The organism is Streptomyces viridosporus (assembly GCF_002078235.1).
Lineage (GTDB): Bacteria > Actinomycetota > Actinomycetes > Streptomycetales > Streptomycetaceae > Streptomyces > Streptomyces viridosporus.
In genome coordinates this window covers 1-12,186 of record NZ_MSGP01000204.1, presented here as the reverse complement: position 1 = coordinate 12,186, position 12,186 = coordinate 1, and the positions used below count along the sequence as shown (strand labels likewise).

11 protein-coding genes are annotated in these 12,186 nt (G+C 73.7%); 9 read left to right on the top strand and 2 right to left on the bottom strand.

All coding sequences use genetic code 11. The features are described 5' to 3' along the window. The 3 genes from B7L92_RS15115 to B7L92_RS15105 form a co-directional block, all read left to right on the top strand. Window positions 1–701: DUF5819 family protein (locus B7L92_RS15115; RefSeq protein WP_438363995.1), on the top strand; the 701-nt coding region annotated here is incomplete at its 5' end. Continuing rightward, window positions 698–1,969 carry an HTTM domain-containing protein gene (locus B7L92_RS15110; RefSeq protein WP_081238060.1) on the top strand — a complete coding sequence of 424 codons (1,272 nt, stop codon included), beginning with the start codon at window positions 698–700 and terminating at the stop codon, window positions 1,967–1,969. The genes B7L92_RS15115 and B7L92_RS15110, both read left to right, overlap by 4 nt. A 10-nt stretch (window positions 1,970–1,979) precedes the next feature. After that, window positions 1,980–2,729 carry a TrmH family RNA methyltransferase gene (locus B7L92_RS15105; RefSeq protein WP_081238058.1) on the top strand — a complete coding sequence of 250 codons (750 nt, stop codon included), beginning with the start codon at window positions 1,980–1,982 and terminating at the stop codon, window positions 2,727–2,729. A gap of 19 nt (window positions 2,730–2,748) precedes the next feature. Here B7L92_RS15105 and paaN read toward each other — a convergent pair whose 3' ends face one another. Beyond that, window positions 2,749–4,440, bottom strand: a complete 1,692-nt coding sequence (gene paaN / locus B7L92_RS15100) for a phenylacetic acid degradation protein PaaN (protein ID WP_081238056.1) — start codon at window positions 4,438–4,440, stop codon at window positions 2,749–2,751. A gap of 172 nt (window positions 4,441–4,612) precedes the next feature. Between paaN and B7L92_RS15095 the strand changes: the two genes are divergently transcribed. Next, window positions 4,613–6,127 carry a 3-hydroxyacyl-CoA dehydrogenase gene (locus B7L92_RS15095; RefSeq protein ID WP_081238054.1) on the top strand — a complete coding sequence of 505 codons (1,515 nt, stop codon included), beginning with the start codon at window positions 4,613–4,615 and terminating at the stop codon, window positions 6,125–6,127. Continuing rightward, window positions 6,124–6,714 carry a TetR/AcrR family transcriptional regulator gene (locus B7L92_RS15090; protein WP_081238053.1) on the top strand — a complete coding sequence of 197 codons (591 nt, stop codon included), beginning with the start codon at window positions 6,124–6,126 and terminating at the stop codon, window positions 6,712–6,714. Before B7L92_RS15095 ends, B7L92_RS15090 begins: the two co-directional genes overlap by 4 nt. Window positions 6,715–6,720: 6 nt before the next feature. On the opposite strand, the gene B7L92_RS15085 is transcribed toward B7L92_RS15090, so the two are convergent. Further along, window positions 6,721–7,227 (bottom strand): Lrp/AsnC family transcriptional regulator, encoded by a 507-nt coding sequence (locus tag B7L92_RS15085; protein ID WP_081238052.1) that lies wholly within the window; start codon window positions 7,225–7,227, stop codon window positions 6,721–6,723. Between the two features lie 189 nt (window positions 7,228–7,416). Here B7L92_RS15085 and pdhA point away from each other — a divergent pair, with 189 nt between their 5' ends. The 4 genes from pdhA (at window position 7,417) to B7L92_RS15065 (ending at window position 12,103) form a co-directional block, all read left to right on the top strand. Next, on the top strand, window positions 7,417–8,559 hold the full coding sequence (gene pdhA, locus B7L92_RS15080; RefSeq protein ID WP_081238050.1) for a pyruvate dehydrogenase (acetyl-transferring) E1 component subunit alpha: 1,143 nt from the start codon (window positions 7,417–7,419) through the stop codon (window positions 8,557–8,559). Continuing rightward, a complete protein-coding gene (locus B7L92_RS15075; protein ID WP_081238048.1) occupies window positions 8,556–9,560 on the top strand; it encodes an alpha-ketoacid dehydrogenase subunit beta in 1,005 nt (334 codons plus the stop codon). Before pdhA ends, B7L92_RS15075 begins: the two co-directional genes overlap by 4 nt. Next, window positions 9,560–11,014: a dihydrolipoamide acetyltransferase family protein gene (locus B7L92_RS43525; RefSeq protein ID WP_081238046.1), complete on the top strand. Its 1,455-nt coding sequence runs from the start codon at window positions 9,560–9,562 to the stop codon at window positions 11,012–11,014. The genes B7L92_RS15075 and B7L92_RS43525 overlap by 1 nt, the downstream gene beginning before the upstream one ends. Window positions 11,015–11,140: 126 nt before the next feature. Beyond that, the gene (locus B7L92_RS15065) at window positions 11,141–12,103 is read left to right on the top strand and encodes an NTP transferase domain-containing protein (RefSeq protein ID WP_081238044.1); all 963 of its coding nucleotides are present in this window, start codon (window positions 11,141–11,143) and stop codon (window positions 12,101–12,103) included. Window positions 12,104–12,186 lie beyond the last annotated feature (83 nt).

Below are 12,186 nucleotides of genomic sequence, written 5' to 3'. Positions count from 1 at the left end.
ACGACAGGGCGGACGGCCCGCCCGTGCCGGCGGCCGGTCCGCCCTCCGAGCCCCGTACCGGTGTGGCCGCCCTCTCCCTCCGCCACCGGATCGGCGTCGCGGTGGCGCTCGTGAGCGTCGCGGCCGGGGTCTGTGTGCACCTCGGCATGACGTTCCTGCACGTGGCGCCCGCGAACACGGTCAGCAAGGAACACAGCAGGACGATCGAGGACTGGATCTATCCGGAGTTCGAGCAGAACTGGAAACTGTTCGCCCCGAACCCGCTGCAGCAGAACATCGCCGTCCAGGCGCGCGCCGAGATCCGGACGGCGGACGGAGGAGTGCGGACCACCGGCTGGTACGACCTGTCCGCGCAGGACGGCCGGGCCATCGACGGCAACCCGCTGCCCAGCCACACCCAGCAGAACGAACTGCGGCGCGCCTGGGACTTCCTGATCGCGACGCACGACGACGACAACCGTCCGGTGGGCCTGCGCGGGGCGCTGTCCGAGGCGTACCTGCGCCGGATCACGGTGCTGCGTCTCGACCGGGCGGACGCGGCCGGCCCGGGCGGCGTCGTCGACCGGGTCCAGCTCCGCTCGCGCACCACCCAGGTGCCGCCGCCCGAGTGGAGCGAGGAGCAGGTCTCCACCACGCCCGAGTACCGCACGCTGCCCTGGTGGCCGGTGCCGGAGGACGAGGCCCGGGGAGGCGTCGGGTGAACCGCTTCCCCCCGGCGGTCTCCCGTGCCGTCACCCGCGTCACCGACCAGGCGCTCGGCCCCCACCAGACCGCCGTCATACGCATCGGCTTCAGCCTGACCTGGCTGTTGTTCCTGCTGCGCGAGTTCCCCCACCGCCAGGAGCTGTACGGACCCGACAGCCCCTGGGGCTGGGACCTCGCCGACCAGCTCGTCGGAACCAACGGCGCCTTCACCGCGCTGCTGTGGTCGGACGGCCAGGGCTGGTTCGAGGCCGTCTACGCGCTCGCCGTGCTGTGGAGCCTGCTGCTGCTGTTGGGCTGGCGCACCCGCACCACGTCGGTGCTGTTCATGGTGGGGGTGCTGACGCTGCAGAACCGCAGCGTCTTCATGGGGGACGGCGGCGACAACGTCCTGCACCTGATGTCGATCTACCTCGTGTTCACGCGCTGCGGCCGGGTCTGGTCCCTGGACGCGCGGCGCGCCCGGCGCGAGGCGGAGGCACGCGCGCGCGGGGAGCGGCCGCGGGACCGGGTCGGCCCGGCGCTGTGGGGCGTGCTCGGGTTCCTGCTGCTCCTGGCGACCCTGGCGGGCCGGATGGACGGTGACCGGTTCGTACCGGTGCTGCTGTGGGTCGTGTGGGCGGCCCAGGCGCTGTGGTGGCTGGCCGGACGCCGCGCGCGGACCGGGCAGTCGCGGATCCTGTTGGACGTCGTCGCGAACATCGTGCACAACGGCGCCCTGCTGGTGATCATGGCCGAGGTGTGCCTGATCTACGCCACCGCCGGCTGGTACAAGGTGCAGGGCTCCCGTTGGCAGGACGGCACCGCGGTCCACTACCCGCTGCACCTGGAGTACTTCTCCCCCTGGCCGGCCCTCTCCGACCTGCTGTCGGCCAACGGCACCCTGGTGATGCTGGTGACCTACGGGACGGTCGCCGTGCAGGTCGCCTTCCCCTTCACGTTGTTCAACCGGCGGATCAAGAACGTCCTGCTGGCCCTGATGATGACCGAGCACGTGGTGATCGCCGTCGTCCTCGGGCTGCCCTTCTTCTCCCTGGCGATGCTCGCGGCCGACGCGGTCTTCCTGCCGACGTCCTTCCTGCGCCGCCTGGGCGCCCGGGCGGCGCGCGCGGGGGACCGCCTGCGTCCGCGCGGTGGCGGTGCGCCCGTCCCCGGGCCGCGGCGTCCGGATGCCCGCGCCGACGGCGCCGACGGGGCCCGGGCCGACGGGGCGCGGGCGGCGAAGGCGCTCCCCGCGCCCGAAGGGGCCCCGCCACCGCGCGCGTAGGCTGCACGGCATGACCGATCCCGTCGCCCTCTGGCACCGGCAGAGCGGCACCGCGGTGCTGCTCGACGGCTTCCACGCCCTCAAGCACGCCGTGCGCTTCCGGGCGGAGGTCCTGGTGGCGGTCACCGCCGACCGGGCCGCCGCGCTCGCCCTCGCCGACGAGCTGGCCCCGGACGTCCGGGACACCCTGGCGACGCTGCTGACCGAGGTGCCGCACGCGACGTACGCCTCGCTCGTCCCGCGCACGCACCCCACCGCCGTGGCCGCCCTGGCCGTACGCCCCTCCCGCGCGGGCCACCTCGAGAGGCTCACCCGGATTCCGCGCACCGCCCCCGTCGTGGTCCTGGACCACCCGCGCAACCTGGGCAACGCCGGGGCCGTGATCCGGCTGGCCGCCGGGTTCGGGGCGACCGGGGTCGTCACCACCGGCACGCTCGACCCCTGGCACCCCACCGTCGTGCGCGGCGGGGCCGGACTGCACTTCGCCACCGCGGTGGAGCGGCTGACCGCCGGGGAGCTGCCGCCCGGTCCGGTCTTCGCGCTCGACCCGGAGGGCGAGGACATCCGCGGGACGAAACTGCCCGACGACGCCCTGCTCGCCTTCGGGTCCGAGCGCAGCGGGCTCTCGCCGGAACTGCGCGCGCGGGCCGACCACCTGATCGCGCTGCCGATGCGCCCCCACGTCTCCAGCTACAACCTCGCGACCAGTGTGGCCATGACGCTGTACCACTGGAGCGCCACCGGGGGCGCGCCCGCCTGAGCGCGCCCCGCGGCAGGCCCTACGCCTCCCGGCGCACCTCGACCACCCGGAAGCGGTTGGCCACGAACGCGCCGTCGGTGAGCGCCGCGTTGGCCGCCGGGTTGCCGCCGGAGCCGTGGAAGTCGGAGAAGGCGGCCGTCTGGTTGACGTACACCCCGCCGGTGAGGTTGAGGGAGAGCTGGGCGGCCTCCTCCAGGCAGGCCTCGCGCACCGCCTCCTCGACCTCGGGGGAGGTGGTGTACGCGCCGACCGTCATCGCGCCCTTCTCGCGGACGGTGCGCCGCAGCAGTTCCACCGCGTCGTCGGCGGAGTCGACCGCGACGGCGAAGGAGACCGGGCCGAAGCACTCGCTCATGTAGGCGGCCTCGTCGTCCGGCTTGGCGCCGTCCAGCTTCACGATCACCGGGGTGCGGACCACCGCGCCCGGGAACTCCGGGTGGGTGATCTCGCGGGAGGCGAGGGCGACCTCGCCGAGCGAGGCGGCGGCCTCCAGGCGGGCCTTGACGTCCGGGTTGACGAGCGCGCCCAGCAGGCCGCCCGCGCGGGCGTCGTCCCCGAGCAGTCCGTCGACCGCCTTCGCCAGGTCGGCGGCGACCTCGTCGAAGGACTTCGGACCCTGGTCGGTGGTGATGCCGGCGCGCGGGATCAGCAGGTTCTGCGGGGTGGTGCACATCTGGCCGCTGTACAGCGACAGGGAGAACGCCAGGTTGGCGAGCATCCCCTTGTAGTCGTCCGTCGACTCCACCAGCACCGTGTTGACGCCGGCCTTCTCCGTGTACACCTGCGCCTGGCGGGCGTGGGTCTCCAGCCAGTCGCCGAACTCCGTCGAACCGGTGTAGTCGATGATCCGGATCTCCGGTCGGGTCGCCAGCGACTTGGCGATGCCCTCGCCCGGCCGCTCGGCGGCCAGCGCGACCAGGTTCGGGTCGAAGCCGGCCTCGGTGAGCACCTCGCGCGCGGTGCGCACGGTGAGCGCGAGCGGCAGCACCGCGCGCGGGTGGGGCTTGACCAGGACCGCGTTGCCGGTGGCGAGGGAGGCGAACAGGCCCGGATAGCCGTTCCAGGTCGGGAAGGTGTTGCAGCCGATGACCAGGCCGATGCCGCGCGGGACCGGGGTGAACCGCTTGGTCAGCTTCAGCGGGTCGCGCTTGCCCTGCGGCTTGGTCCACTCGGCGGTGCCGGGCGTGCGGTCCTGTTCCGCGTAGGCGTACGCCACCGCCTCCAGGCCGCGGTCCTGCGCGTGGGGGCCGCCCGCCTGGAACGCCATCATGAACGCCTGGCCGGAGGTGTGCATCACCGCGTGGGCGAACTCGTGCGTCCGGTCGCTGATCCGCTTGAGGACCTCCAGGCAGACCACCGCGCGCGTCTCCGCGCCCGCGTCCCGCCAGGCCCGCATCCCGGCCTTCATGGCCGGCAGCAGTACGTCGGGGTCCACGTGCGGGTAGCTGACGCCCAGCTCGATGCCGTACGGGGAGACCTCGCCGTCGACCCAGCCGTCCGTGCCGGGCTGGCCGAGGTCGAGGCGGGTGCCGAGCAGGGCGTCGAAGGCGGCCTTGCCCGCCGCCAGGTCCAGACTGCCGTCCTCCCCGTAGGCCTTGGGGTGTTCGGGGTGCGGGGACCAGTACGCGCGCGTGCGGATCGCTTCCAGTGCCTGGTCCAGGGTGGGACGGTGCCGGGCGATCAGCTGGTGCGCGGTGAGTTCGGCGGCCATGGGGACCAACTCCTCGTCTCGGGAACTCTCCGTCGAGTTCATGGACCGGGCAGAAGGAAGGGTGGGAAACGTGGGCGGAAAGAGACGGTCAGAGTTAGGGTAACCGAACGATCGGTCGGGACAAGGGGATCCGGCGTATCTGTGGAAAACGTCGTGCGGGAGGATCGCGCCCATGACAGCACTCGACCTCAGCAGTCCCGTGGCCGTCGTCGGCACCGGCACCATGGGCCAGGGAATCGCCCAGGTCGCGCTGGTCGCGGGCCATCCCGTACGGCTCCACGACGCCGCTCCCGGCCGGGCCCGGGAAGCGGCCGACGCGATCGGCGCCCGGCTCGACCGGCTGGTGGAGAAGGGGCGGCTCACGGCGGCCGACCGGGACGCCGCCCGCGCCCGCCTGCTGCCCGTCGACGAGCTCACCGGCCTCGCCGGCTGCGCCCTGGTCGTCGAGGCCGTCCTGGAGCGGCTCGACGTCAAGCAGGAACTGCTGCGCGCGCTGGAGGACGTCGTCTCCGACGACTGCCTGCTCGCCACCAACACCTCCTCCCTCTCCGTCACCGCGATCGGCGGCGCCCTGCGCGTCCCCGGCCGCTTCGTGGGCCTGCACTTCTTCAACCCCGCCCCGCTGCTGCCGCTGGTCGAGGTCGTCTCCGGGTTCGCCACCGAGGTCTCGTACGCCACGCGCGCGTACGAGACGGCCCGCGCCTGGGGCAAGACCCCGGTCGCCTGCGCCGACACCCCCGGCTTCATCGTCAACCGCATCGCCCGGCCCTTCTACGCCGAGGCCTTCGCGGTGTACGAGTCGCAGGGCGCCGACCCGGCCACCATCGACGCGGTGCTGCGCGAGTCGGGCGGCTTCCGGATGGGCGCCTTCGAGCTGACCGACCTCATCGGCCAGGACGTCAACGAGTCCGTCACCCACTCGGTGTGGCGGTCCTTCTTCCAGGACGTGCGCTTCACCCCCTCCCTCGCCCAGCGCCGGCTGGTCGAGTCCGGCCGCCTCGGCCGCAAGAGCGGCCGGGGCTGGTACGACTACCGGGACGGCGCCGAGCGCCCCGAGCCGCACACCGCCGAGCCCGCCGAGCCGCCCGCGTACGTGGTCGCCGAGGGTGACCTGGGGCCCGCCTCGGAGCTGCTCGCCCTGATCCGCGAGGCCGGCATCGAGGTGCGCGAGGAGGCCGAGGACGAGGGCACCCGCCTGGTGCTGCCCGGCGGCGGCCAGCTGGTCCTCGCCGACGGCCAGACCTCCGTGGAGTTCCACGACGTCGTCTACTTCGACCTCGCCCTCGACTACCGCACGGCCCCGCGCGTCGCCCTGTCCCACTGCCAGGACACCTCCGCGCGCACCGTCGCCGAGGCCACCGGCCTGTTCCAGGCGCTGGGGAAGAAGGTCAGCGTCATCGGGGACGTCCCCGGCATGATCGTCGCGCGCACGGTGGCGCGGATCATCGACCTGGCGCACGACGCCGTCGCCAAGGGCGTCGCCACCGAGGAGGACATCGACACCGCGATGCGGTCGGGTGTGAACTACCCTCTCGGACCCTTCGAGTGGAACCGCCGCCTCGGCCGCGGCTGGGCCGGCTCCCTCCTGGAGGAACTGCACGAGCGCGAACCGTCCGGCCGCTACGCGCCGTCCCTCGCGCTCGGCCGGCACGCCTACGCCTCCGACAAGCGGGAGGACACCCCATGACCACCGCCCGGCGCGACACCTACACCCCGGAGACGCTGCTGTCCGTCGCCGTGCGGGTGTTCAACGAGCGCGGCTACGACGGCACCTCCATGGAGCACCTGTCCAAGGCGGCCGGCATCTCCAAGTCGTCGATCTACCACCACGTGACCGGCAAGGAGGAACTGCTGCGCCGCGCGGTGAGCCGGGCGCTGGACGGGCTCTTCGGCATCCTCGACGAGGAGCGGGCGGGCGCGGGGCGGGCCGCCGAGCGGCTGGAGTACGTCGTCCGGCGGATGGTCGAGGTGCTGATCGCCGAGCTGCCGTACGTGACGCTGCTGCTGCGGGTGCGCGGCAACACGGACACCGAGCGGTGGGCGCTGGAGCGGCGGCGCACGTTCGACCACCGGGTCGCCGAGCTGCTCAAGGCCGCGGCGGCCGACGGGGACGTGCGCGGCGACATACAGGTGCGCCTGGCGACCCGGCTGGTCTTCGGGATGATCAACTCGATCGTCGAGTGGTACCGGCCGGACGGGCGCGGCATGGACGAGCGCGAGGTGGCCGACGCGGTGGCGCGGCTGGTCTTCGAGGGGCTGTGCAGGGCGCCCTGAGGGGTTTCACCCCTGTGGCTCCAGGTCCTCCTCCTCGAACACCAGCAGGGTGCGGGTGCTGAGCACCTCGGGGATGGCCTGGAGCCGGGTGAGCACCAGTTCGCGCAGGGCCCGGTTGTCGGGCGTGTGCACCAGCAGCAGGACGTCGAAGTCCCCGCCCACCAGGGCGATGTGGGAGGCACCGGGGAGCTGTCTGAGCTGCTCGCGGACGGTGCGCCAGGAGTTCTGGACGATCTTCAGGGTGATGTAGGCGGACGTCCCGTGACCGGCCCGCTCGTGGTCGACGCGGGCGCCGAAGCCGCGGATGACACCGTCCTCGACGAGCCGGTTGATGCGGGCGTAGGCGTTCGCGCGGGAGACGTGGACCTGCTCGGCGACCGAGCGTACGGACGCGCGGCCGTCCTGCTGGAGCAGCCGCAGAATGTCCTGGTCGATGGCGTCCAGCGGACGCGGGGGCGGAAGCCGCCCGGTCCCCTCCCGGTCCTCGGCCGCTCCCTCCGGCCCTCCGGCCATTTGTTCAGATGCCACCCGCCCCCGCCTCTCCGCCATGGACGTCCTGCCCCCATCTCAGGGTGTGGAGAACCGTTTGTCCACAGCCTGGTGCCACCCATAGCCAAAATGTGCCGACGACCGAACAATCGGTTGGTGAGGCACGTCACAGACGCCGTGTCTCCGTCAGCCGTCCCACGAGGAGGTGCCGTCATGACGGTCATGGAGCAGCGGGGGGCCTACCGGCCCGCGCCGCCGCCCGCCTGGCAGCCCCGTACCGACCCCGCGCCGCTGCTGCCCGACGCGGAGCCGTACCGGGTGCTCGGCACCGGGGCGGCCGCGAAGGCCGACCCTGAGCTGCTGCGCCGGCTGTACGCGGAGCTGGTGAAGGGCCGCCGCTACAACGCGCAGGCCACCGCCCTCACCAAGCAGGGCCGTCTCGCGGTCTACCCCTCCAGCACCGGTCAGGAGGCCTGCGAGGTGGCCGCCGCGCTCGTCCTGGAGGAGCGCGACTGGCTCTTCCCGAGCTACCGCGACACCCTCGCCGTCGTCGCACGCGGCGTGGACCCCGTCGAGGCCCTCACCCTGCTGCGCGGCGACTGGCACACCGGCTACGACCCCTACGAGCACCGGGTGGCGCCGCTGAGCACCCCGCTCGCCACCCAGCTCCCGCACGCCGTCGGCCTCGCCCACGCCGCCCGCCTCAAGGGCGACGACGTGGTCGCCCTCGCCCTGGTCGGCGACGGCGGCACCAGCGAGGGCGACTTCCACGAGGCGCTGAACTTCGCCGCCGTCTGGCGGGCCCCGGTGGTCTTCTTCGTCCAGAACAACGGCTTCGCGATCTCCGTACCGCTCGCCAAGCAGACCGCGGCCCCGTCGCTGGCCCACAAGGCCGTCGGCTACGGCATGCCCGGCCGCCTGGTCGACGGCAACGACGCCGCCGCCGTGCACGAGGTCCTCGCCGACGCCGTCCGGCACGCGCGCGCGGGCGGCGGCCCGACCCTGGTCGAGGCGATCACGTACCGCGTGGAGGCCCACACCAACGCCGACGACGCCACCCGCTACCGCGGCGACGCCGAGGTGGAGACCTGGAAGCAGCACGACCCGATCGTCCTGCTGGAACGGGAGCTCACCGCACGCGGCCTGCTCGACGAGGACGGCATCGACGCCGTCCGCCGGGACGCCGAGACCATGGCGGCCTCCCTGCGCGCCCACATGAACCAGGACCCGGCGCTCGACCCCATGGACCTCTTCACCCACGTCTACGCCGAACCCACCCCCCAGTTGCTGGAGCAGCGGGAGCAACTGCGGGCGGAGCTGGCGGCCGAGGCCGAGTCGGAAGGGGCGCAGCGATGACCACCGTCGCGGTCAAGCCGGCCACCATGGCGCAGGCCCTCACGCGCGCGCTGCGCGACGCCATGGCCGCCGACCCGTCCGTGCACGTCATGGGCGAGGACGTCGGCACCCTCGGCGGTGTCTTCCGCATCACCGACGGGCTGGCCAAGGAGTTCGGCGAGGACCGCTGCACGGACACCCCGCTGGCCGAGGCGGGCATCCTCGGCACGGCCGTCGGCATGGCGATGTACGGGCTGCGCCCGGTCGTGGAGATGCAGTTCGACGCCTTCGCCTACCCGGCGTTCGAGCAGCTGACCTCGCACGTGGCGAAGATGCGCAACCGCACGCGCGGGAAGATGCCCCTGCCGCTCACCATCCGCGTCCCCTACGGCGGGGGCATCGGCGGCGTCGAGCACCACAGCGACTCCTCCGAGGCGTACTACATGGCGACTCCGGGGCTCCATGTCGTCACGCCCGCGACCGTCGCGGACGCCTACGGGCTGCTGCGCGCCGCCATCGCCTCCGACGATCCGGTCGTCTTCCTCGAGCCCAAGCGCCTGTACTGGTCCAAGGACTCCTGGAACCCCGAGGAGCCGGTGTCCGTCGAGCCGATGGGCCGCGCGGTGGTGCGGCGCTCCGGCCGGAGCGCCACACTCATCACGTACGGGCCGTCCGTACCCGTCTGCATGGAGGCGGCCGAGGCGGCCCGGGCCGAGGGCTGGGACCTCGAAGTCGTCGATCTGCGCTCCCTGGTGCCGTTCGACGACGAGACGGTGTGCGCCTCGGTGCGGCGGACGGGACGCGCGGTCGTCGTCCACGAGTCGGGCGGCTTCGGCGGCCCGGGCGGGGAGATCGCGGCCCGGGTCACGGAACGCTGCTTCCACCACCTGGAGGCGCCGGTGCTGCGTGTGGCCGGGTTCGACCTGCCGTACCCGCCACCGATGCTGGAGCGCCACCACCTGCCCGGTGTGGACCGGATCCTGGACGCCGTGGGGCGTCTGCAGTGGGAGGCCGAGAGCTGATGACACAGGTGCTGGAGTTCAAGCTCCCCGACCTCGGTGAGGGACTCACCGAGGCGGAGATCGTGCGCTGGCTGGTCGAGGTCGGCGATGTCGTCGCCGTCGACCAGCCGGTCGTCGAGGTCGAGACGGCCAAGGCCATGGTGGAGGTGCCCTGCCCCTACGGCGGTGTGGTCACCGCCCGGTTCGGCGCGGAGGGCACGGAACTGCCCGTCGGCGCCCCGTTGCTGACGGTGGCGGTCGGGGAGCCGGACGGCGACCACCCGACGGGAGGGGCGAACGCCTCCGCCGCCCGGAGCGAGGGTTCCCGGCCGGAGGGCTCCCGCACCGAGGGCTCCCGGGAGGACTCCCGCGCCGGGGGTTCGGGCAACGTCCTGGTCGGCTACGGCACGTCGGAGGCGCCGGCCCGGCGCCGCCGGGTGCGTCCGGCGCCCCCCGCGCCCCCCGCATCCGTCACGCCCACCGCGCCCATGACACCTGCCACGCCTGCCGTGTCCGCCGCGTCCGCCGTGTCCGCGGCGAACGGACGGCCCCGGCCGGCGGTCGACGGCCCCGTCCCCGTCATCTCGCCCCTGGTGCGCAGGCTGGCCCGGCAGAACGGCCTGGACCTGCGGGAGCTGGCGGGTTCCGGGCCCGACGGACTGATCCTGCGGGCGGACGTGGAGGACGCGCTGCGGGCCGCACGGGACCGTACGGGCCGGGCGGTCGACGAGCCGCAGCGGCAGGTGGCGCAGACCCGGCCGTCCCCCGGCGCCGCGGAGGCCGCCCGGACCACCCGCATCCCCCTCAAGGGCATCCGCGGCGCCGTCGCCGACAAGCTCTCCCGCAGCCGTACCGAGATACCGGACGCGACCTGCTGGGTGGACGCCGACGCGACCGAACTGATGCGCACGCGGGCCGCCATGAACGCGTCCGGCGGCCCGAAGATCTCCGTGCTCGCCCTGCTGGCCCGGATCTGCACGGCCGCACTGGCCCGCTTCCCCGAGCTCAACTCCGGCGTGGACACGGAGGCCAGGGAGGTCGTCCAGTACGCGGACGTGCACCTCGGGTTCGCCGCGCAGACCGACCGGGGGCTCGTCGTCCCCGTCGTCCGGGACGCGCACGCGCGGGACGCGGAATCGCTGACCGCGGAGTTCGCCCGGCTGACCGAGGCGGCCCGGGCCGGGATGCTGACGCCCGCGGAGCTCACGGGCGGCACCTTCACGCTGAACAACTACGGCGTCTTCGGCGTCGACGGCTCCACCCCGATCATCAACCACCCCGAGGCCGCCATGCTCGGCGTCGGCCGCATCGTCCCCAAGCCATGGGTGCACGAGGGCGAGCTGGCGGTACGGCGGGTCGTGCAGCTCTCGCTCACCTTCGACCACCGGGTCTGCGACGGCGGCACGGCGGGGGGCTTCCTGCGGTACGTGGCGGATTGCGTGGAACAACCGGCGGTGCTGCTGCGGACCCTGTGATTCCCGCCGTCCTCCCCTCTTCCGCCGTCCTCCCCTCTCCGGCCTCTCCCGTCGTGCCCGGCGTTCCCGCCGTGCCCGGCGTGCCCCCGCGTTCTCCGTGACGGCGGGGGCACGCATACTCGGGGGGTGACCGAGTTCGAGCATCCTCGTGATCCCGGCACCGGCCCCGCGCGGAGGCCGGCGCCCGCCACGGACGACGCCGCGTACGACGCCGTCGTGCTCGCCGGTGGTGCCGCCCGGCGGCTCGGGGGCACGGACAAGCCCGGGGTACGCGTGGGCGGACGGGCCCTGCTCGACCGGGTGCTCGCGGCCTGCGCCGCCGCCCGGACCACGGTGGTCGTCGCCGACCCCCGGCCCACCGAGCGGCCCGTCGTCTGGGCCCGCGAGGAACCGCCGGGCGGCGGACCGCTCGCCGCGCTCGACGCCGGGCTCCGGCACACCACGGCGGACCACGTCGTCCTGCTCTCCGCCGACCTGCCGTTCCTCGACCGGCGTACCGTCGAAGGGCTGGGGGAGGCCCTGCGCCGCTCCACCGCCGACGGCGTGGTGCTGACCGACGCCGACGGCCGGGACCAGCCGCTCGTGGCCGCGTACCGGAGCCCGGCCCTGCGCCGTGAACTGGCCGCGCTCACCGACCGGCACGGTGAACTGACCGGGCTGTCCCTGCGCCGGCTGACCGCCTCGCTCGACCTCGCCCGTGTCGTGGACCCGGTGGCGTCCTTCGACTGCGACACCTGGGACGACATCGCCATTGCCAGAGCACGCATCAGGGAGCATGGGCACGTGTTGGATGAATGGATTTCCGCAGTCAAGGACGAGCTGGGCATCGACCTGGACGTCGACACCGGCGTGCTGCTCGACCTGGCCCGTGACGCCGCCCACAACGTGGCCAGGCCCGCCGCGCCGCTGACCACCTTCCTCGTCGGCTACGCGGCCGCGCGGGCGGGCGGTGACAAGGAGGCCGTCGCCGAGGCGGCCCGCAAGGCCGAGGCCCTCGCGCTGCGCTGGGCGGACGAGGAGGCCGCCGTTCCCCCGTCCGCGGACGTCGCGCCGGACGCGACCCCCGACAGCCGCCCGGACGCGGGATGACCGCGCATGCCACCGGGGCCGACGCGGACGCCGACGATCTCGACGTCGAGGAGGCGCTCGCTCTCGTGAAGGAAGTTTCCGGC

Coding starts and splice junctions, on each gene's coding strand:
- pdhA (WP_081238050.1), top strand. CDS start 7,417: ATGACGGTCATGGAGCAGCGGGGGGCCTACCGGCCCGCGCCGCCGCCC.
- paaN (WP_081238056.1), bottom strand. CDS start 4,440: ATGGCCGCCGAACTCACCGCGCACCAGCTGATCGCCCGGCACCGTCCC.
- B7L92_RS15095 (WP_081238054.1), top strand. CDS start 4,613: ATGACAGCACTCGACCTCAGCAGTCCCGTGGCCGTCGTCGGCACCGGC.
- B7L92_RS15090 (WP_081238053.1), top strand. CDS start 6,124: ATGACCACCGCCCGGCGCGACACCTACACCCCGGAGACGCTGCTGTCC.
- B7L92_RS43525 (WP_081238046.1), top strand. CDS start 9,560: ATGACACAGGTGCTGGAGTTCAAGCTCCCCGACCTCGGTGAGGGACTC.
- B7L92_RS15085 (WP_081238052.1), bottom strand. CDS start 7,227: ATGGCCGGAGGGCCGGAGGGAGCGGCCGAGGACCGGGAGGGGACCGGG.
- B7L92_RS15105 (WP_081238058.1), top strand. CDS start 1,980: ATGACCGATCCCGTCGCCCTCTGGCACCGGCAGAGCGGCACCGCGGTG.
- B7L92_RS15075 (WP_081238048.1), top strand. CDS start 8,556: ATGACCACCGTCGCGGTCAAGCCGGCCACCATGGCGCAGGCCCTCACG.